16 protein-coding genes and 1 pseudogene are annotated in these 21,399 nt (G+C 46.5%); 7 read left to right on the top strand and 10 right to left on the bottom strand.

All coding sequences use genetic code 11. From position 1 onward, the window contains the following. Nucleotides 1–47: 47 nt before the first annotated feature. The 3 genes from MKX30_RS23575 to MKX30_RS23565 are packed head-to-tail and all read left to right on the top strand — an operon-like array spanning nt 48 to nt 4,862. Nucleotides 48–944 (top strand): carbohydrate ABC transporter permease, encoded by an 897-nt coding sequence (locus tag MKX30_RS23575; RefSeq protein ID WP_013308301.1) that lies wholly within the window; start codon nt 48–50, stop codon nt 942–944. Beyond that, complete coding sequence (locus tag MKX30_RS23570; RefSeq protein WP_025722097.1) at nt 941–1,765, top strand: carbohydrate ABC transporter permease; 825 nt, start codon at nt 941–943, stop codon at nt 1,763–1,765. Before MKX30_RS23575 ends, MKX30_RS23570 begins: the two co-directional genes overlap by 4 nt. A gap of 52 nt (nt 1,766–1,817) precedes the next feature. Continuing rightward, entirely contained in the window at nt 1,818–4,862 is a 3,045-nt protein-coding gene (locus MKX30_RS23565) for a glycoside hydrolase family 2 TIM barrel-domain containing protein (RefSeq protein ID WP_341063622.1), read from the top strand. Between the two features lie 192 nt (nt 4,863–5,054). Here the strand turns inward: MKX30_RS23565 and MKX30_RS23560 are convergent, their stop codons facing one another. Both MKX30_RS23560 and MKX30_RS23555 read right to left on the bottom strand, forming a co-directional pair. Further along, nucleotides 5,055–5,873 carry an alpha/beta fold hydrolase gene (locus MKX30_RS23560; protein ID WP_264454293.1) on the bottom strand — a complete coding sequence of 273 codons (819 nt, stop codon included), beginning with the start codon at nt 5,871–5,873 and terminating at the stop codon, nt 5,055–5,057. Between the two features lie 229 nt (nt 5,874–6,102). After that, on the bottom strand, nt 6,103–7,041 hold the full coding sequence (locus MKX30_RS23555) for a YwqG family protein (RefSeq protein WP_053324402.1): 939 nt from the start codon (nt 7,039–7,041) through the stop codon (nt 6,103–6,105). 194 nt (nt 7,042–7,235) lie between these two features. Here MKX30_RS23555 and MKX30_RS23550 point away from each other — a divergent pair, with 194 nt between their 5' ends. Both MKX30_RS23550 and MKX30_RS23545 read left to right on the top strand, forming a co-directional pair. After that, complete coding sequence (locus MKX30_RS23550) at nt 7,236–7,499, top strand: AbrB/MazE/SpoVT family DNA-binding domain-containing protein (RefSeq protein ID WP_013308294.1); 264 nt, start codon at nt 7,236–7,238, stop codon at nt 7,497–7,499. Further along, nucleotides 7,496–7,900: a type II toxin-antitoxin system death-on-curing family toxin gene (locus tag MKX30_RS23545; protein WP_023986534.1), complete on the top strand. Its 405-nt coding sequence runs from the start codon at nt 7,496–7,498 to the stop codon at nt 7,898–7,900. Before MKX30_RS23550 ends, MKX30_RS23545 begins: the two co-directional genes overlap by 4 nt. 38 nt (nt 7,901–7,938) lie before the next feature. Here the strand turns inward: MKX30_RS23545 and MKX30_RS23540 are convergent, their stop codons facing one another. From MKX30_RS23540 to MKX30_RS23515, 6 genes are all read right to left on the bottom strand, one after another. Further along, nucleotides 7,939–9,906, bottom strand: a complete 1,968-nt coding sequence (locus tag MKX30_RS23540) for a BglG family transcription antiterminator (protein WP_341063620.1) — start codon at nt 9,904–9,906, stop codon at nt 7,939–7,941. 46 nt (nt 9,907–9,952) lie between these two features. After that, the gene (gene mngB / locus MKX30_RS23535) at nt 9,953–12,628 is read right to left on the bottom strand and encodes a mannosylglycerate hydrolase (RefSeq protein ID WP_076159860.1); all 2,676 of its coding nucleotides are present in this window, start codon (nt 12,626–12,628) and stop codon (nt 9,953–9,955) included. A gap of 43 nt (nt 12,629–12,671) precedes the next feature. Beyond that, a complete protein-coding gene (locus MKX30_RS23530; RefSeq protein WP_023986531.1) occupies nt 12,672–13,787 on the bottom strand; it encodes a PTS fructose transporter subunit IIC in 1,116 nt (371 codons plus the stop codon). 99 nt (nt 13,788–13,886) lie between these two features. Then, nucleotides 13,887–14,204: a PTS fructose transporter subunit IIB gene (locus MKX30_RS23525; RefSeq protein WP_023986530.1), complete on the bottom strand. Its 318-nt coding sequence runs from the start codon at nt 14,202–14,204 to the stop codon at nt 13,887–13,889. Continuing rightward, nucleotides 14,204–14,659 (bottom strand): PTS sugar transporter subunit IIA, encoded by a 456-nt coding sequence (locus MKX30_RS23520; RefSeq protein ID WP_023986529.1) that lies wholly within the window; start codon nt 14,657–14,659, stop codon nt 14,204–14,206. The genes MKX30_RS23525 and MKX30_RS23520 overlap by 1 nt, the downstream gene beginning before the upstream one ends. Before the next feature lie 112 nt (nt 14,660–14,771). Continuing rightward, nucleotides 14,772–15,665 (bottom strand): AraC family transcriptional regulator, encoded by an 894-nt coding sequence (locus MKX30_RS23515; RefSeq protein ID WP_028541895.1) that lies wholly within the window; start codon nt 15,663–15,665, stop codon nt 14,772–14,774. Between the two features lie 130 nt (nt 15,666–15,795). Here MKX30_RS23515 and MKX30_RS23510 point away from each other — a divergent pair, with 130 nt between their 5' ends. Next, nucleotides 15,796–18,054, top strand: a complete 2,259-nt coding sequence (locus MKX30_RS23510) for a beta-L-arabinofuranosidase domain-containing protein (protein WP_341063619.1) — start codon at nt 15,796–15,798, stop codon at nt 18,052–18,054. A gap of 160 nt (nt 18,055–18,214) precedes the next feature. Here MKX30_RS23510 and MKX30_RS23505 read toward each other — a convergent pair. Together MKX30_RS23505 and MKX30_RS23500 are read right to left on the bottom strand one after the other, a co-directional pair. Further along, nucleotides 18,215–19,362 (bottom strand): annotated as a pseudogene (locus MKX30_RS23505) (RDD family protein). Then, nucleotides 19,340–20,212 carry a LysR family transcriptional regulator gene (locus tag MKX30_RS23500; protein ID WP_341063618.1) on the bottom strand — a complete coding sequence of 291 codons (873 nt, stop codon included), beginning with the start codon at nt 20,210–20,212 and terminating at the stop codon, nt 19,340–19,342. Before MKX30_RS23500 ends, MKX30_RS23505 begins: the two are co-directional and overlap by 23 nt. A gap of 135 nt (nt 20,213–20,347) precedes the next feature. Here MKX30_RS23500 and MKX30_RS23495 point away from each other — a divergent pair, with 135 nt between their 5' ends. Further along, nucleotides 20,348–21,337, top strand: a complete 990-nt coding sequence (locus tag MKX30_RS23495; RefSeq protein WP_069080990.1) for a zinc-binding dehydrogenase — start codon at nt 20,348–20,350, stop codon at nt 21,335–21,337. Nucleotides 21,338–21,399: the final 62 nt, after the last annotated feature.

Below are 21,399 nucleotides of genomic sequence, written 5' to 3'. Positions count from 1 at the left end.
GGCTTGCGAGTTCAAGGTTTTATTGCTGCACAGGGAGTTGACATGGTATGAAGACAGCCGCGCCCAAAATAACTACAACACGTCTCAAAGCAGGTATGACAGGATGGTTGTTCATATCCATCGCAGTGATCATGATCGCCGCTTTTTATTTCTATCCGATGATTCAGGCGCTTATCTTGTCCTTTAAGACAGGTACAGGGTCTAATCTGAGCTTTAACGGCATTGATAACTACAAGCGACTCTTCACCGATAAAATGTTTATAACCGCCGTGAAGAATACGTTTATCTATTTAATTTTCCAGGTACCTTTGATGGTCATTCTGGCTCTGTTCATTTCGGTATTGTTGAATGATAAAAACCTGAAATTCAAGGGCTTTTTCCGCACAGCTATCTTCTTGCCGTGTATCACATCCCTTGTAGCATATTCGGTTGTCTTCAAGTACTTGTTCTCGTCTGACGGTCTGGTAAACTCCTTATTGCTGAATCTGCACGTGATTGGCACGCCCATCCAATGGATTACAGATCCTTTCTGGGCCAAGGTTACAATTATTATCGCGATCACATGGCGCTGGACTGGTTATAATATGATCTTTTACCTATCCGGTCTTCAGAACATTGACAGTTCCATCTACGAAGCGGCCCGTATTGACGGAGCTTCCCCTATCCGACAGTTTTTCAGCATTACAGTTCCACTGCTTAAGCCGATTATCCTGTTCACTTCGATTACATCAACGATTGGTACACTCCAACTCTTCGATGAAATTATGAATATTACCAAGGGTGGGCCAGGGAACGCAACATCTTCAATTTCGCAATATATTTACAATCTCTCCTTCAAATATTCATCCGACTTTGGTTATGCGGCGACCGTATCTTATTCCATCGTCATTATGATCATTATCTTGTCGATTATCCAGTTCAAAGTGGCAGGTGAGAAAAAATGATGAAAACAAAAAGAGCATTTACGTACGCCTTTCTGATCATTGTGTCGTTCGTTTCGATTTTCCCGTTCCTCTGGATGCTATCCAGCTCCACGAACCTGTCGGTCGATGTGACCAAAGGCAAGCTTCTGCCTGGCTCCCATCTGATGGATAACATGCACAATTTGCTTGAAAAAGTAGACATCGTTACCGCACTAAGTAACTCTGCAAAAGTCTCCATCTCAACTACGCTGCTGGCTATGCTAATCGCATCACTGGCCGGTTATGGCTTTGAAATTTACAGAAGTAAAGCGAAAGACGTTGTCTTCAATATCCTGCTGATGTCTATGATGATTCCGTTTGCGGCGATCATGATCCCGCTCTACCGGATGTTCGGCAGTATTTCTAATGTCATACCGTGGATCGGTATTGATACACTCTCTTCTGTCGTCATTCCGACCGTAACTACAGCGTTCCTGATCTTCTTTTTCCGTCAAAGCACCAAGATGTTTCCAAAAGATCTACTGGAAGCAGGTCGTATGGATGGATTATCTGAGCTGGGTCTGTTCTTCCGGGTGTATATGCCCACGATGAAAACAACCTATGCCGCTGCCGCGATCATCACATTCATGTCCAGCTGGAACAACTACCTCTGGCCTCTGATTGTGCTGCAAACGCCGGAGAATCAAACGATTCCGCTGTTGATCTCGAACCTTGGCTCCAGCTATGCACCGGATTACGGTGTCATCATGATCGCCATTGTCCTGTCCACACTGCCGACTGCACTGGTATTCTTCCTGATGCAGAAACACTTTGTAGCGGGCATGGTTGGTTCGGTAAAATAACAAATTACTGTGTAATATCTCCATTTCATTTTAAAAATAAGGAGTGTTCGCCTTGACCATCCATACCCCTAGTCTGGACTGGCTGACCGACGTAACCAAATTTGCTGTACATCGGCTGCCCGCCTATTCCGATCACAAATATTACGCTACGCTTCAAGAAGCGGAGCAGCAAGCTGATATGGCTTGGCGTCATAGCCTGAATGGGAGCTGGAAGTTTAACTATGCAACGAATCCAGCCAGCCGTCCGGTAGAGTTCTATGCCCCTGGCTTTGAGTATGGCGGCTGGAGCGATATTCAGGTACCGGGTCACATTCAGACGCAAGGCTTTGGCCAAATGCAGTACGTGAATACGATGTATCCATGGGACGGACATTCGGACGTTCGTCCACCCCATATTCCGGAGGACCACAACCCGGTCGGGAGCTATATCAAAAGCTTTGTTTTGCCGGAAAATATGGCTTCGGACGCGCAGCCTGTGTTCATTTCTTTCCAAGGCGTCGAGTCGGCTTTCTATGTATGGCTGAACGGACAATTTGTCGGTTACAGCGAGGACAGCTTTACACCGTCTGATTTTGAACTGACACCGTTCCTGCAAGCAGGCGAAAACAAGCTGGCAGTAGAGGTATATCAAAGAAGTACGGGAGCGTGGCTGGAGGATCAGGACTTTTGGCGTTTTTCCGGTATTTTCAGAGACGTATATCTCTATACCATCCCTACTCTTCACGTACGTGACCTACATGCCAAAGCGGATCTGGATGCTTCCTACACGCAGGGCCTTCTGGAGCTGAAATTGACCTTGGAAAAGCCGGCAACGGCCTATGCAACTGTCGATGTGAAAGATGCTGCCGGCCATGTTGTAGCTTCTTTGAAAGCTAACTTTACTGATGGCACAGCTTCGCTGTCAGCAGCCTTGGAGCAAGTGCAGCGCTGGAGCGCGGAGAAACCTTATTTGTACACGTTGTTCATTCAAATTTATGATGCCAGTGGATCGCTCGTGGAAGTCATTCCACAAAAAATTGGCTTCCGTAAATTTGAGCTGATAAACAAGGTCATGCATTTGAACGGCAAACGCATCGTCTTTAAAGGTGTGAACCGCCATGAATTTAACGCTCGCACCGGACGTGCGATTTCCCGTGAAGATATGCTGTGGGATATCCGGACGCTCAAGCAGAACAATATGAACGCTGTTCGCACCTCTCATTATCCAAATCAGACTCTGTGGTATGAGCTATGCGATGAGTACGGGGTCTATGTAATTGATGAAATGAACTTGGAAACACACGGTTCCTGGCAAAAACTCGGCGCCGTCGAGCCATCGTGGAATATTCCCGCCAATCTGCCTGAGTGGCAGGATATCGTCATGGATCGCGCCATTTCCATGCTGGAACGGGACAAAAACCATGCGTCCATTCTGATTTGGTCCTGCGGCAATGAGTCATATGCAGGTGAAGTGCTGCGCAATGTAGCCAACTATTTCCGAGCCACCGACCCGAGCCGTTTGGTACACTACGAAGGCGTGTTTCACAACCGTACGTACGATGATACCAGCGATATGGAGAGCCGGATGTACGCCAAACCCGCAGATATCGAGCAATATCTAAACGACAATCCGCAAAAGCCGTATATCAGTTGCGAATACATGCATGCGATGGGTAATTCCGTAGGCGGCATGCACAAGTATACCGAGCTGGAGAACAAATACGAGCTGTACCAGGGCGGTTTTATATGGGATTATATTGATCAGGCTGTTATGAAAAAAGATCGCTACGGACGCGAGTACCTCGCGATCGGCGGCGACTTTGACGACCGTGCTACAGACTATGGCTTCTGTACGGACGGAATTGTCTATGCGGACCGGAAGGTTTCGCCGAAGATGCAGGAGGTCAAATTCCTATATCAAAATCTGAAGCTCATCCCGGATACCAAAGGTGTGACCATTCGCAACGAAAACCTGTTCGAGGGAACGGGCGACTATGAGCTAGTATACAGTCTACTGCATGAAGGCCAAGAAATCGTACGTAATGCCATTCATGTAGATGTGGCGGCTCAGACCGAAGCCTATATTCCACTGACGTTCCCCATTACGGACGGAAAGCCCGGTGAGTACGTCATTCACACCGCTCTAGTTTTGAAAGAATCCACGCTCTGGGCTGAGGCTGGGCATGAAGTAGCCTTCGGACAACATATTTTCATTGTGGAAGATCCAAATCCGCTAAAGATCCCTACGGGCGGTGCCTTGCGAGTGGTGCGTGGCGATGTTAACATTGGCGTTCACGGTGCAGATTTCAGTATCATGTTCTCCAAAGGAGCAGGCAGCCTGAATTCACTTCGCTACGCCGGACGTGAGATGATCGCCATGCCTCCTGCCCCATTGTTCTGGCGGGCGACCACAGACAATGATCGGGGAACTGCTCTGGGCTTCGAAGCCGGTGGCTGGTTTGCTGCGAGTCTGACACGCAAATGCGTGGGCATCGAGGTTACGCAGGAGCAGACAGACCTTGTGACTGTTACGTTCCGCTACACGCTAAGTATTCATGCAGACGTACAGGTAACAGTGGCCTATACCGTCTTTGCCGATGGCAGTCTGAACGTAAAATCAACTTATGAAGGCGTCTCAGGACTGCCTAACCTGCCGATCTTTGCTCTTTCGTTCAAGGTTCCGGCGGACTACCGCCATCTGGACTGGTACGCGATGGGACCGGAAGAGAATTACATCGACCGTGCCTTTGGCGCGAGACTAGGCGTATTCCACAACGAAGCTGCGGATAACGTATCCGGGTATGTCGTACCGCAGGAATCCGGCAACCGTACAGGCGTGCGCCGTGTCGATATTACCGACGATTCTCAGCGTGGTATTCGCATTACTGCTCCTGCCACCGCACCTGTGGAATGCAATATTTCGCCGTTTACAGCGTTTGAGCTGGAAAGTGCCTACCATCTGTATGAGCTACCAAACGTGTATTACACCGTTGTCACCATAGCCGGTAAACAAATGGGCGTAGGCGGTGACGATAGCTGGGGAGCTCCGGTACATGAAGAATACCAAATTACAGCCGATCAAAAGCTGGAATTCGAATTTACCGTGCAACGAGTATAAATAAGCACGCTCACTGTATAGACAAGTAGATATAACAAAAGCCCTTCCGCTGCTTCCCTCATGAGAAGCTAAAGCTGGAAGGGCTTTTGTATTTTATCATTCCAATCATACTGTCAGCAGAAAATAAAGTCCTAGGTTGTCGTTGTTTCATTGAATCAACGTTTCCCGTTAGTTCCATGGATTAATATAAAACTAAAATCCAAACTCTGTTACTCTTTCAAGCCACTCACGCATAAGTGACTCAAATAATAGAGCCTGTTCAATCTGAAGATTATGCCCTGCTCGATCTAAAACGACGAAGGTTGCTCTAGGATAATTTTCTAAAATTCTAAAAGCATCTATGTAACCAACGACTGCATCTTGTCGCCCAAGGGTAAATACTGTTGGTTTATCAAAAACTAATTTATCTATATTGGTAGAAAATCCATAGTTTCTTTGAATCTTGCTAAGAAAATCGTAGTCAGCGATCTTACAACCTGCCACTATCTCTTCAGAATACCTTTTCCAATTATATTCATTGAGAACGACTTGATTTGCGCTAAAATCACTTATTTGCTCTTCACTTAAGGTGCCCATAAACTCGCGATCACAATGAACAACAAAATGCTCGGGCAGTATTCTTCTTTTGTGTTCAGGAATAATTAATGGACAAATCAGAGCAGCTCCACCAATACGATCTTTATGTCTATTAATTATTCCCCTTGTAATATATCCACCGTACGATTCGCCTGCTATGAGATAATCTTGGTTTGGGACAAGAGTTTCAATAAAATTTATAACTGCTTCTAGCATATCATCTGAATTACATATTTGATCGTAGTCCTTTGTTTGTCCCATTCCAGGCAGGTCAAGATAGATACGACGCCAATCGGGATTATCTTCAAATATCGGTTCCATGCACCCACTCATTAACCGATGGTCTGGTGTAAAACCATGGATCATTACAATTGGTTTGCCTTTACCAATTTCCTCGTAATATATATTGGCATTCTTGACTTTACAATATGGCATACAGACCCTCCAAAATTGATTTATTTATAATATTCTTACACTAAAGAAGAATCTACATTGTTTTATCAAGCAAACCAGATCTCCGGTTCGTTTTGATTATATACTCATATATAATACATGTAAAGAACACTTGTTCCCTATTCTTGTTTCTGGAGTTAAACTAACCTGCCCGTTAGCTTAATAAAACAACGTCGCTTTAATACTTTATTTTCCCAGTCTAGAACTTTAGCTAGCTCGTTGCCAAATTAACATACGTTCGCGTGAAATCAAGGTTCTTCAAGTCTCTTTGATCGATCAAAAATTCCAAATACCCTGCGTCCCACCAGCACATACCAACCTCGTCCAAAGAAGAGACCGAGAGCAGAACATGCCAATTTTCCGAAGCTCGATCGTGCTTCTCTCGATTCGTCTGATATTCTTGCAGCTGAGGCAGCACTTCGGATCGTAAATGCTCCGCATAATCCGTACTTTCCCTATGCATAGCTTGCTCGATTTCCTTATGAATCTGACTCTCACTCTTATGCCAGTTAAACAGAAGACCCTCTAGCCCGTTTCGGCGTAGGTAAGCATCCCGGAGGGTGTTCCCGGCAAAAGATTGATGCTGACCCCACACCGTGTCACTTTGTTCACAAACAAGCTCATACAGCTCTTCATACTGATCTACAAGAACATCTCCTAGTTCACCCTCCGACCGCAGGGTAACAATCGGCTGAAAAGAAATTGCATAAGATGTGAAACCCCTGTTCTCAGCACATACTTCAACCTTCCCGGTCGGTGGCAAGGTTTTCTTCAAAGCGCTGCTGTCACCGTTATAGTAAAAGATTTTATGGTCAATATCATAGGCGGGCTCATCCAGCCCAAGAAAAAAGTAAAGTATGCCCTGATGAGGCAATCCCTCAAATGGTGAAAAAGGTAGCTCGCCCAAATTAATTTGAGCAATAAACGTATAATATTCTCCGTCTGAATCACACGGCCACTCCATCGTGGGTGGCAGATCTGGATAGCCGGCGATCCGACTATTTCCAATGTGTTCGTAATTTTCCTCATGCTCCACATGAAATTGTATAGCAGCTTGAGCTTCCTGATGAATCTCTTCTTTTAAATCTTCATCCAGTGAATGCCCTTCCAGTATTCGAGTCAGTTCATCCTTTAATAGTGGTTGTAGCATCTCGCTCGCCCCTTTTCATGAAGTAATAATATAACCTGCAACCATTTAAACCCTTACCCCAGATTACCAAATAAAAGCCTGACAATCTATTTTTCTAGCAGATATAAGTTGAATTAAAAAGTATATGTTTATATACCCTGAAACCATGTATAATTGTTATAACAGTTGAATAGTATAATAAGGAGGATAAAGAGATGGGTAAGGTGATTGGAATGGAACGTAAAATTACTAAATTCGGAAATAGCTTAGGGATTACTATGACAGAAGCCATTAAGCAGCTCGGACTGGGCCAAGGAGATACAGTTCAGGTTGAAGTAGATCACAAGAGCGGACAAATCATTATACAAAAATCGAACAAAATAACTCTGCCCTCAGGGTTAAGTGATGATTTTCTTGAAAATCTTTCTCAAGTAATGGATTCATATGACGAAACCCTTAAAGGACTTAAGGATAGATGAGCAGCATTCGTTTCTTAACCATTCAAGAAGTTATAGCTATTAATGTCGCTATGATTGAAAGATACAGCAAAGGCGAACAAATCGGCGTCAAAGATACCAGTCTACTTGAGTCTGCTGTTCTACGTCCTCAATCATCAGCTTTTAGTGAAGATGCGTACCCCACAATATTCAGCAAAGCCGCTGCATTATTCGAATCCCTAGGGCAAAACCATCCTTTTCACAATGCAAACAAGCGAACAGCTTTTACTGCATTACTCATTTTTTTGCGCTACAATGGCTTTCAATTTAAAATGGATCAGAAAGCAGCCGAAGACTTTACTGTAGATATGGTTAATCATAAATTTTCGTTGAATCAGCTGGCTTTATTAATCGAGCTCCACTCTTCCAAACTACATGTGTGAACCTAAAAAAGAGATCACGAATGATCTCTTTTTTAGGTTCAATGGTAATCATTGCTCTTGACTGCAAGCACCTGACGGGCGATTAGCATAAAGGCATCAAAGGAATGGCAATGCTTTAATCGTTCCAGCGTCTCTTCTTGGCGGATCAGTTCTACAAACAAATCATAAATCCCCATGGCCTGTTCGTAGTCCTCTTTGCAGATTGAAAGCAGGAATACCACATGAACCTCATGGTTGGCATCCCAAGGAATTGGATTTTCCAGCAAGCACACGCTTACGACCGTTCGGTTAGAGCTTAGCTCCAGGGGATGGGGGATGGCCATCCCTCGATCCAATGCAGTAGAGCCCAGCTTCTCTCTTTCTTTGACTGCTGGCAAAAACTTGTCAGTCACCACTCCTTTTTGCTTTAAAATACCACTCATTTCTTCAATCAGGGCATCTTTGCTCGGCTGATCGGATCGGGTCATAAACCATTGCTTGTCAAAATACCGTAGCAGTGAAGTTTCCTGCTCCTCATCGCTGGCCCGTACCATCCGCGTCATTGTCTCCATATCCCGTTCCGAAGGAATCGGGCTAATCACCGCGGACGGTTTATCCTTACGCTGCTGTAAGTGAATGGTCGAAACGACGAGGTCCTCATCGACGGTGGACATCTCCTCGTATTCCCGAAGTGAAACCACTCGGGATACATCCAGCTCAGCGAACAGCGAACGCAGCCTGGATTCTAGAATCCGGGCGGTTCCGTAGCCGGAGCCGCACACCAGCAACACGGTTTTACGACGTCGATGAGGGATATTGTATTTGCGTTCCAATGCAGCCCCGATATGAAGTGCCAAATAACCGATTTCGTTATCGTTGATGTCGTACGGAAACGATTTTTGTAGTTCTTTTACCGCACCAACTGTGATTTCATAGGCAAGCGGATAATACTTGCGAATATGTCCAAGCAGTGGATTACGCATGTTCATACCATGCTCCAGCCGGGTCAGCATTGGCTTCAAATGTACAAATAAATCCTTGGACAGCCGTTCATCGTCACGCAAGTCATAGGTAAAGCGTTCGTAGACGAATGTCAGCATCCCGCGCACTGCTAAGAAGAGACGATCGGACTGGAGGCGCTCCCACTCGGTTTCGGCCATCTTTTTGCTGACGACATGCAGCAGAACATAATCGAACTCTCCTTCTGGACAGGTGATGCCAAAGGCCTCTTCCATCTCCCTCAGCATGGCGCTAGCCAATTCAATATCCCGCGGACTGCCCACCACCGCCTCAAAGCGTTCTAAACCATGTCCTTCCTTCACTCGCAGCACCATGACCGCCAAATGAGTGATGAGATCTTTCAGCGCCAAATCAGCCATTTTGGTCCCAACGCTCCGCAAATGCTTTAGAATAATTGTCCGGATTTGCGGTAGATCCAATCCTTGAAACAGCTGTTGTTGTTCCAAGGGCATGTCGCTGCGTTGTCCCTCTTCATCGCGGACGTCAGCATATTCAGCCAGGCAGTAACGAATACTCTTTTCTTCCCCAATCACCTTTACACCATGTCCCGGCTTGGTGCGCAGAGTAAGGCTATAATCCTCCAGAATCCGACGGATGATTTTAGAATCATTATTCATCGTGGCCCGGCTAATATATAGCTCATCGGCGAGATCTTCCATCTTCACGTATTCCCTCGCATTCAGCAGCTTGAACAGCTCATACCGTATGCGCTCTTCCGGAGCCCCCGGTAGCCGCTGACTTACTTCTGTTTCTTCCTGACTTTCATCCGCAAAAAAATGGTATTTCTCACGATCATCAACCCTAATCGTATAGCCGCTACCCCTCTTGGATTCCAGATATGCTCCATATTCATTCAGCATACTGTCCAGCTTCTTAAGATCATCGCGGATGGTCCGCTCTGTTACCTCCAGCCGCTCAGCGAGCGCTTTGGTGGTCCAAGACCAGCCTTGATCATTTCCACTGACGAGCTGGTACAGCTTTTTCAAGCGTTTGTAGGGAAAAATCATGTAGATATAAGACCTCCTTTCCGATAAACCGTATTTTGCTTCCACGTTAGTTCAATTCCGGGGTTACCAGTACCGTTAACAGCTTGCAATGCTGCAATTCCGGCAATTGTGCACCTTCCGTATCGGACGAAACCAATGTTTCTCCCTTCGAACGCTCATCCAGCGAAACCAACTCGTAATGGGCCGATTCGCTGTATGTGATATGTGCAGTCGCATTTTTCTCTAAATAAGGATTAAATACACGGACGATATAACCATCACTATGCTCTGCTTTCTTGAATGCACTCAAGATTACATTGGAATCCTTGCTAAAAGATAACAGGCTATAGTTTTGCTCAAATATTCTTTCTTCGTCTCGGAAGGCAAAAATTAAACGGCCGTTCAGAAAATCAGACAGCTGGTAGCTGGACAATGGTGTTAAATATTCCTTGGCCGCTTGAGCAATGCCCGCCTCATCAAACCCGGACTCGTGGACATGTAGAACAAACGTAAATGAAAGCTCACCGAGCAGCTGTGCATCTGGCGTTTCTACGATCTTTTCTCCTGAGGCACGACCCGGGCGGTATAGCAGATTCTCCTTGCCCATATAACCAAAAGTGCGGAATAACGTCAGCGCTATTGTATCATGTTCATGTCCAATGATTTCATATTCCCTTACTCCTTCAGTCATCACGGCTACTCCATGGGAACCATTGTTTAATGCAACATAGCTTTGCATAGCTTCAATGGTGATCGGCTTTTCCGTCCACTGCTCCCGTTCCCATACCTTTACTTCCTCCAGCGTAGTTGGACGGGCAATGACTCCGAACGGCTGATCTGCAATAGATAGCTTAGAGGCAATCCCGGTATCAAATAGCACCCGCAGACGGTGACTCAGCACTCGGTTGTCCACATCCACCGAGAAACGTATCAGGCGTTCACCTTTCCGCAAGGAGACCGATGCCTGCAGTGGCAACTCAGCTGAAGTCCCAGCAGCGGAACGCTCATTTAAATCATACGGAACCTTCAGTTTCATCCGAAGGGACAATTCTTCGGATACCGTACTTTTGGATGTTATCGTCTCCACATCAGTACCAAGCGAAGAAACTGTAAGATCACGTTCCGGTGGAGAATAGTTGTAGGAATCTCCATCATCTCCGTTTTCCTCGAACACCATCTGATCTGAGTACACACGTCCCGAAATTTTATCCGTGATGCTTAATGCCCCGTTCTCCTGTACGGCTATGCTATAGAATTCATTTTCAATATGTTTTCCGTTGCTACGTTCTGCTGTTGCATCCCCTGTTGCACTAAAATCAAATATAATTTGTGTGTACCCCATAGCAGGTACTTCCTGAAGCTCCACCAACAACTTGGCACGGAATACACGCTCAGGCAGGTACACCTTTTTGCTCGGATTCAGATCAATATGCTGACCGAGCACGTAGTCTGTTTGTTCCACTTTCTCGGTAATCGTATACAAAAGCTGCTGACCGTTCGTATCCCGAATGACAAAGCTTCCTTCCGGCAAGTAAGCATCAATTTCTGTCACTCCCTTGCGCGGGTAAGGCAACGTATTAAAGATGGTGAAGGCAAAAGTCTCCTCCTGCTTAATCTTCGACGCGATCAGTCGCTTGTGCAGCTCCAATACATTCTCCGCGATATCTCGCGCCTGTTTATAACGAAAAGCCACATCCCGATTCGTCGTATCACTATTGCATCCACCAATGCTGTCGTGGGCTGCATTTTCAAACAAGAGCTTCCATATATCCTTCACGATATAATGTGGATATTCATGCCCAAGTGCATGGCTGATCGACAGTACAGGCTCCAGCGTGTTCACGATTAAATGTTCAATCTCGTTATTTTGCTGCTTAAGGTCAGCTCGTGTGGAAAAAATCGACTTATGAATACGCATATGCTTGGCTTCCATAAGCTCTCCTTTCAGTACAGGAAGGTCGTTGCTGTCCTTTTCAATCTCTTCAAGGAAACGTTCCGGCTCATTCATCACATATTCCCGTTCCGGGTCCAGCTCGTTGAATGTGCGAATCAATTCTGGCAAGTTCAGGCGGATAGGTGCTTGGTCGAAGCCGTTGGGAAAATAAACATGGCGGGTAGACGCTTTTTCTTCCAGCGCACCGATCTGGCTGTCGAGATACGCCTCAAGTTCTCCCGCTTCCTCTGGAATATTCCCACCATAGTAGTAGCCAAACGGCATCTGTACCGCAAACACCTGACTGCCATCCGACCCCTTCCACAAAAACTCGGTTTTAGGATTCGTATTATCGGCTACCCCGCGCCAGAATAGAAAATGCCGAATACCGAACTCCTGATAAATCTGCGGCATCTGCGCCGACTGGCCGAAGGCATCCGGCACATAACCGACCTTCATGGCATGACCATATTTCTGCGCCGTTTCCATACCGTAATACAGATTACGGACCATCGATTCACCGGAAATCACCAATTGATCCGTCTGCGTATACCACGGCCCGGTCATCAGGCGTTTATCGCTTACCAGACGGCGAATGCGCTCTTCATCCTCCGGGCACCAGCGGGTATAATCGTCAAGCAAGGACCCTTGGGCATCCAAAAGATAGTATTTAAAACCGTCCCCATTCTCCAACGCATCCAATACTTCTTTCACATGCTTCACCAAGTAGACTTTGGATCTGGAAGTGGTAAAATACCATTCTCGATCCCAGTGAGTATGTGGTATGACATGCACTTTCGTACGGCTCATTCTCGTTCTCCCTCCATGCTGTCTATTCTTTATCTAGTGATATTTAGTCAAATACAAGCTCAATGTCTTCTCCATTTTTCTTAACAGAGGCCTCTTTCGTTTCAGCCTGCTGCTGTTCTTCCTCACGGAAATTGACGAGCAAGGTTCCTGCCACAATGATTAATGCGCCTGTAACCCCTCCAGCCAGATATGCAAACGGAGTACCTACGGAGATGGCGCCATACAAACCGCCAATTGGAGGCATGATGACATGTGCGCCCAGCAAAGCCGTCAATGCTGCACCTGCTGCGCAGGCAATCATATTTAATGGAATCAGCTTGGCAGGGTTACGCAGTGTAAACGGGATAGCCCCTTCCGTAATTCCGATAATGCCCATGATCACGGAGCCTTTTCCAGCTTCCCGATATGTTTTGGAAAAGCGATGTTTCAGAATTAAGGTTGCAATTCCATAGCCTAGCGGTGGAATACAGATGGCAATGTTTACGAAAATATTGGGTAGATACACACCCGACAGGAATAACGCATTTCCCGCCATCCAGGCAGCTTTATTGACGGGACCCCCAAGATCGAACCCAATCATGGCTCCCAAAATTAAGGCTAGCGCCAAGGTGCTGGTTCCGCTCTCACTCATATGCTTAATCCAGTTGACCAGTCCTTCATTAATCGCGCTCAACGGCCCACCTAGGATGACGGACATGAGAATCCCGGTTAAGCCTACCGTAATGAGCGGCAAAATAATTAGCGGAACAGAACCTGCGGCCGGACCTGTGATTTTCACTTTGTTTTTCACCCAGAGGGTGACATACCCCGCGAAAAAACCTGCAACAAGAGCGCCCAAGAATCCCGCATTCGTCTCCTGTGCCAGCACGCCGCCAATCAGCCCTGCAGCAAGTGCAGGCTTGTCGGCAATTGAATAGGCGATATACCCAGCCAGAACCATGTTTAGCAGTCCAATTCCGCGCCAGCCTACATTTTCGACTAAGTATAAAATATGAAGAAATCCACTTTTGTCAGCATATGGACCAAAGTCAGTGACACCCATTGTCAGACCGATAATTTTACACACGGCAACAATCAAGGAGCCTGCAATAATAACCGGAAGCAGGTAAGAAATACCTGTCATCAGATGCTTTTTAGCTTCACTCAGCCATTTTTTCATCATGTTCTCCCCCATCATGAATACTACTGTTATTCAAAGGCTCATCGGATATCATTCAGATCATCTACGCTGCTGATTGTCCGTGTTGCCTCCCTAATCTTATTTTTGAGCAGAGATGGCCTCCACCGCTTTGGTAAGAACCGCTTCCGCATTGTTGACCGCATGACCGATTTTAACGCGAACGATTCTTTTATCTTCAAAACGCTCTGCATCCTTCACTGTCTGATCCGAGGCAATCAGTACAAAATCCGCCGCTGCAATGTCTTCCTCCGTAAGTTTGTTCACTTGGCCTAGTGCGCCTTGCTGCTCCACTTTAATATGGTGACCGAGCTGTGCCGCCGCTTTTTCCAGTGCTTTTGCCGCCATTGGAGTATGAGCCAACCCTGCGATACAGGATGTAACGCTTACAATTTTCATTATGACACCAACCCTTCTGTATACTGTTCCAGCAAATGATACACATCGCTGCTGCTATTGGCACCCGCTACCGCCTCTTTAAAGGAATCCTCTAAGAGCAGGGTTGCGAGCGAGGAAATAATTTGTAAATGGGATACATCCACGGACCCTTTAGGCACCAAAATACTAAAAATATACTGGACAGGCTTGCCATCATGAGAGGCCCAGTCAATGCTATGTTCCAATCGGATCACGAGGACTGCTGGTCTGGTGACCACTTCGCTCTGCGTATGAGGTATGGCAAACTGATCCTGAAGCCCTGTCGAATATACCTTTTCCCTCTCCCACAAATCCTGCACCAGTTGTTCCCTATGGACGGTGACACCCAGCTTTTCAGCCTCTTGGGCAATAAACTCAAACACAGCCGATTTGGTCTCCAGCTTCTCATCCAAATAAATCTGTTCTCTAGTAATCATGGTGGATGTCTCTCCTCCCTTCTATCTATAGGTGAAACGCTTACAAGTTTATTTTAGCCGACTCTTCCTCCATGTTTTATCTATAAAATTTCCCTATCCAAGCGGAAATGCACTAGACATTGTTCATAAAAGTTTTGTGATAGGCATTCCGGTATTGGGAAGGAGTCATGTGGGCTCTTTTTTTGAACAAACGCATAAAATACTTCTCATCGGTATATCCTGCCTCTTCGGCAACCTGCTTAATGCTCATATCTGTACGGGAAATCAACTCTTTGGCTTTGTTGATACGAATACTGTGAATGAACTCCAGGGGACGCATGCCTGTATTTTGCTTGAACAAACGAGAGATATAATCCTTGTTGTAATTGAATTTTCGGGCTAAATCCGTCACAGTCAACGGCTCTTCAGCATGAATTCGAGTCCACTCGATAATTTTGTTAAAACTCACATTCCCCTGTGAACTGACAGGATTGGAAAGCAAGCGGCTAAGCGCCAGTTCAGATATCTCGATCAGTAACGAGGTGAACAAATAATTTGCACTGTGATACGTAAGGTAATGTGAGTTGGCTACATGCAAAATCTGATTGACGATAATATGAATCCGATCTCCGTTGTCTGCCTGTACACATTGCGGTAAATAGATATCACGCATCACACCGTGACGCTGCAAAAGCCCATCCATAGCACTTGTTTCCTGCTTCATTTCTTCATTAGATAATACATTCGGGGTCGTGGGAACATCGAAATGAAACCAATAAAATTTCACGCCTGGCAATGACTCCTGGTATCCTTTATGCGTACGACCGGGGTAAAGCAATAGAATATCTCCCTCGCCTACTTCAAAATCTTCCCGTTCCTCCCGTATATATACCGTCTCTTGGACACCTAGGATCAGCTCAAAATTCTCAATGGAACGACTCATATGCTTCCAAGGTACCTCGTTAACAAACTCGCCTGCCGAGATCAGTTGAATCGGAGCATCTACATTTACTTTTAGATAGGTCATGTTATCGCCTCTTTAGGTTCATGTTCGGATTTGTCCACCCATTGTATGGTTAAGCTACTGACATACCGCGATTCCAATGCTAATGTAGTGGAGAAATATACACTTTCATCTTAGCTAAGGAGCGATGATTTTGAAAGCTAAAGCTTTTGACTTGCATAAAGTAAGAATTGATTCCGGCCCACTTTTACATGCGATGGAACTGAATACGGCCTATCTGCTGAGTTTGGAACCCGACCGTTTATTATCACGCTTTCGTGAATATGCGGGACTGGAGCCCAAAGCGGCTCACTATGAAGGCTGGGAAGCGCGTGGCATCAGCGGACATACACTCGGTCACTACCTGTCCGGCTGTGCACTGATGTTTGCCTCCACAGGCGACGAAAGACTGTTGGAACGCGTGAACTATGTGGTCGACGAACTGGAAATATGCCAAAACAGTCATGGAAACGGATACATTTCCGGCATTCCACGTGGGAAAGAGATTTTTGAGGAAGTAAAAGCCGGAGATATCCGCTCCCAGGGCTTTGATCTGAACGGCGGCTGGGTGCCGCTATATACCATGCACAAGCTTTTTGCGGGCTTGCGTGATGCACATCTGCTGGCGCATCATCCCAAGGCCCTGTCTATAGAAATCAAACTCGGCAACTGGCTGGAGGATGTACTTCAAGGGCTGGACGATGATCAGGTGCAGCAGGTGCTGCATTGCGAGTTTGGCGGTATGAACGAGGTGCTGACCGATCTGGCGGAACATTCGGGAGAAGAACGCTTTTTAAGCCTTGCGGAACGCTTTTATCACGGAGAGGTGCTCAATGATCTCGCAGATAGCCAAGATACGCTGGCAGGGCGACATGCCAATACGCAAATTCCCAAAATCATTGGCGCTGCACGGCAATTTGAAATGACGGGCAAACCGCAATATGCGGACCTGTCTCGCTTTTTCTGGGATCGGGTTGTTCACAAGCATTCCTACGTGATCGGCGGCAATAGCTATAATGAACATTTTGGTGAACCCGGGAAGCTGAATGACCGCTTGGGCGAAGGTACCTGTGAAACTTGTAACACCTACAATATGCTGAAATTAACAAGACATATGTTCGAGTGGGACGCCTATGCAGCCTATGCCGACTACTATGAACGAGCGATGTTCAATCATATTCTGGCTTCACAGCAGCCTATAGATGGACGTGTGTGCTATTTTGTATCGCTGGAAATGGGAGGACACAAGTCCTTTAATTCTCAATATGAGGATTTTACATGCTGTGTCGGTTCCGGTATGGAAAGCCACTCCATGTACGGCACTGCGATTTATTTTCACACGCCAGAAACGATCTATGTCAATCAATATGTCCCTTCTACCGTGTCATGGGAAGAGATGGGCGTACAGCTCAAACAAGACACTCTCTTTCCGCAAAATGGACGGGGAACGCTGCGCGTCATCAGCAAGGAGCCCAAATCCTTCGCGATCAAGCTAAGATGCCCGCATTGGGCAGAGCAAGGGATGATGATTAAAATCAACGGGGAAGAGTACGTCACAGAGGCTTGTCCTACCAGCTACGTTGTAATTGAACGGGAATGGAACAATGGGGATACGATCGAGTATGACATTCCTATGACCGTGAGAGTCGAGGAAATGCCGGATAATCCACGCCTAATTGCTTTTATGTATGGGCCGCTAGTGCTGGCTGGGGACCTTGGTCCTGTTGAGCAGGAATCCAACGAAGAACGTCTGCTTGCGTCTGTTCTGATCGGATCGGCCGACTCATTAACAACGAAGCTGATTGCTGACCGGAACGAGCCCAATACATTCCATACGACCGACTTAGGCTATATCGGAGACTTGAAGCTTCGTCCGTTTTATCAGATGTATGATCGTTCATATACCGTCTATTGGGATCTCTTTTCCCAGGAGGAATGGACAGCAACCGAGGCAGAATATCGTACCGCGTTAGCGTATCAGCTAGAGCTGGAACGACTTACAGTGGACGTTGTGCAGCCTGCCGAAATGCAGCCTGAACGGGATCATGCCTTTACTGGCGAGCATGTAGGTCTGGGGTCCATCTATAACCGCAAATATCGCGATACCTGGCCTGGGGGCTGGTTCTCTTTTGTCATGAAGGTGCTTTCGGATGAGCCTATCCAATTGGCGGTCACTTATTTGAAGGACTTGAGCCGTCCTCATGGTGACTTTGACATCACTGCGGATGGTCAGATTTTAGGGGAAGGCAAGCTGGAGTCTGAGGAAATGAATAAATTCGAAACGTTCGCCTATGAGCTTCCTCTATCTGTGACGAACCACAAGAATGAAGTGACGATTCAATTCAAAGCCCACCCACAAGGTAAAGTGGCGAAAGTCGCCGGATTGCGAGTGATTAGACATTCTATTGTATGATCAAATTATCTATATAAATCTACTATTCCGCCTACTCCGTTTTGATGTTCGTTTTTTAAAGGAAGCTTATAAAACAACAAGCAGACGCTTCTATAAGCTGTCTGCTTGTTCCGCTTACTGCCTTATAACTTCGATTCATCGTTATTGCTCCATGTTCACTTCACAGCATGTTCATTTCACGGAAGCTGTCTCTAATCTTGCGTAGCTCTTGCTGTGCCCTGCTGTATCGGGAAGCGTAGGTCCAGGCAAGCACCTGATGATAATGTGAAGGCGTTTCAATCGTAGTCACGTTATACATGATCGGAGTCCCGTCTACTTCTCCTTTTAGGGTAAACTCAATGGCTGGGTATCCATTCACCACCAAGTCGGAGGCAATCCCCAATTCAGAGTCCGTAATTCCTGACACCAAATGTTCCTCAATGATTCCTTTATATTCTTGAAGAGTCATACTGCTGTCAAAATCGCTTTTCGGTTCAGATAATACAATCAAATATCTTTCGGTCAATTCATTTTTAATGGAAATATCCGCTTCCTCATTAATCATATTATCTCGTGACCAATTCCACGGAGCCGTAACCGCAAACTGGCTATCCTTACTGGTAAATACCTCAGGCTTCACGATTTGAGTAATGAGCGTAGAAATTAAAGATACAGCAAAGACAATCGAAATGATCGTCATCAGGATGATTGCTCCTGCAAAAATCCGGTTTTCTTTCTGCCGGCCTTTCCCAAATCCCTTACCTTAACCACATATGTATTCGCAGCCATATCTCCAATCCGTTGTTTCCGAGGTGTCACCAGCACACATAACCCCGCGGGCAGTCCCAGAAAAAATAGCGGATTCGTATCTACCAGCTGTATGAGGGTGCGGATCAAGGACTTAGCCATGCCTGGCGGCCTTCCTTCTTCATTCACGACCTGAATACGAAGTACAAACTTGCCCAACGTATAGCCCGTAAGTCCTTCCAGTAACAGATAATAGCAGAAGGAGCCAATCAGGAAAAGCATCACTACCATGCCCATATTTGGGGTTTCCGCTTCAGATACTTTTTTCGCTGTAAAATAAACCAGCCCTCCATACCCAAAGACGATAAGAATGAAGTCAACCATCCAAGCCGCCCATCTTCTGAAAAAAATAGAGGCTCCGTATGTTTCTGATAATACTGCCATCCTATCCGGTTCTCGTCGATGATAGCCGCCATTCGTCGCATATGGTCCCGGAGCGACTGTAGATGGATTGTTCGTTACACCATGTTCCTCCAAATGATACACCTCTGTTGTCAATTTAATCCCGGTTAAGTATAGCATCCTTTTTCATCCAGTGAAGCAAGCCTGACAGTGCACTGGAGTAAACCGAATCCCGCCGATGAACAAACCACACCTCTAATTTGCGATATTTCTTGGGCAAACGATGAGAAACAATACTTCCTGCCTCCTTTGCCTTTGCAATCGACGATTGTGGCAACATGGACACCCCCAGACCAGAGGCTACACCACCCAAAATGACTTCCAATGTCCCAAACTCCATAACCTGATACGCAGCCACACCTGCTTCGCTCAGAAAGCTTTCCGCTCTTGTACGATGCGTGCACCCTACGTCGAAAAACAGCATAGGCTTGGCAAGCAGCTCGTCCATGTCCTTTTTCCCTGGTTCCGAGATGAGCACCAACTCCTCCTCAAAAGCTGCAACATACTCTATATGCGGATCATCGACGGGGCCATAGACGAACGCTCCATCTAATTCGTAATTTAATACCTTTTGTACGAGATCATGGGTGCTGCCTGTCATAAGCGATAGATGGACATCAGGATATTGAGCGTGATATTCCGTCAATAAAGAAGTCAGATGCGTAACCGCCGCCGTCTCAATCGACCCCAGTCGCAAAGGTCCCGCAGGCTGGTCTGAATATTGAGTGGACTTTTCAGCCTCGTCCAGCAAGGTCAGTATGGTATCCGCATATTCCAGCAGATTCTCTCCTGCTGGCGTTAGCGCCATTCCCCGGTTAGATCGGCGAAATAGCGGTACGTTCAATTGTGCCTCAAGCTGCTGAATCCGCGAGGTCACATTGGACTGTACATAGTTCAAGGCTTGCGCAGCCTTCGTGATACTGCCCTCGCGAGCGACGGCCCGAAAAATTTTCAAATCACTGCTTTCCATGTATACGTCACCTGCTTGGTATGATCATTTGTGATACTCACGTTCGATTTTGTTCATTTTACCGGATGCTTGCCGCTCTGTACAATTCAATATACATGCAATTGCATCTAAATTCGCACCACGGGAGGTTTTAAAATGAAAGCCATAATACATGCCAGCAAAAATGGCCCTGAGGGTCTGATGTATACAGACGTTACGGACAGACAGCCAGGGCACGATGAGGTGAGAGTAAAACTCAAAGCCGCAGGCTTGAACCATCGGGACCTATTCCTCATGGCAGATCGAGCTGCCAACGATGCTCCACTCATTCTCGGATCGGATGGAGCAGGTGTGATTGAGGCTGTGGGTGCTAGTGTCCCAACCTCGCTGGTAGGCACTGATGTAATTATCAATCCCTGTATCGGATGGGAGAATACGCATCATGTTCCCTTGGTTCCAGCCATTCTGGGCGGACCTTCGGACGGGACATTCGCTGAATCGGTTATCATCCCCGTCCAAAATGCCGTCAGCAAGCCAGCATACCTTTCATGGGAAGAAGCAGGGGTACTGCCTTTGTCTGCTTTGACCGCTTATCGCGCGCTCTTCACAAGAGGCCAGTTACAGCAGGGTGAGCACGTCCTCATTCCCGGTATTGGCGGTGGTGTAGCCACGTATGCCATGCTTATGGCTTTAGCGGCAGGTGCACGGGTCACCGTCACATCACGCAGCGAAGCCAAGAGTCAGGCTGCCCTCGCCCATGGCGCTAATCATGCATTCGACAGCCATAGTGAATGGAAAGAAAGTATGAACGGAGACACTGTGGATCTGGTTCTTGACAGTATCGGTCCTGCTACATTCGATAAATATTTTGATATCCTCAAGCCGAACGGTCGGATCGTTACATTTGGCGCAAGCTCAGGAGATCGAGTAGAGATTCCGCTGCGGTCTATATTTTTCCCTCAAATCAGCATCATCGGCACCTCTATGGGCAGTGGCGAAGAATTCGCAGCTATGCTTCAGTTTATGGAGCGCCATGCACTCCATCCGATTATAGATAGCGTATTTCCTCTACAAGACACACCGCAAGCCTTCCACCGTATGCAGCAGGGAGCGCAGTTAGGCAATATAGGAATCAGGATAGGGTAAGGGGTCTGAACGAAGTATAGGAATAGAAAAAAATCCACTGCCATAAAATCCCTTCATCCAGA

The organism is Paenibacillus sp. FSL P2-0173, assembly GCF_038008045.1.
Classification (GTDB): domain Bacteria; phylum Bacillota; class Bacilli; order Paenibacillales; family Paenibacillaceae; genus Paenibacillus; species Paenibacillus polymyxa_B.
This window is presented reverse-complemented; position numbering and strand designations above follow the sequence as displayed.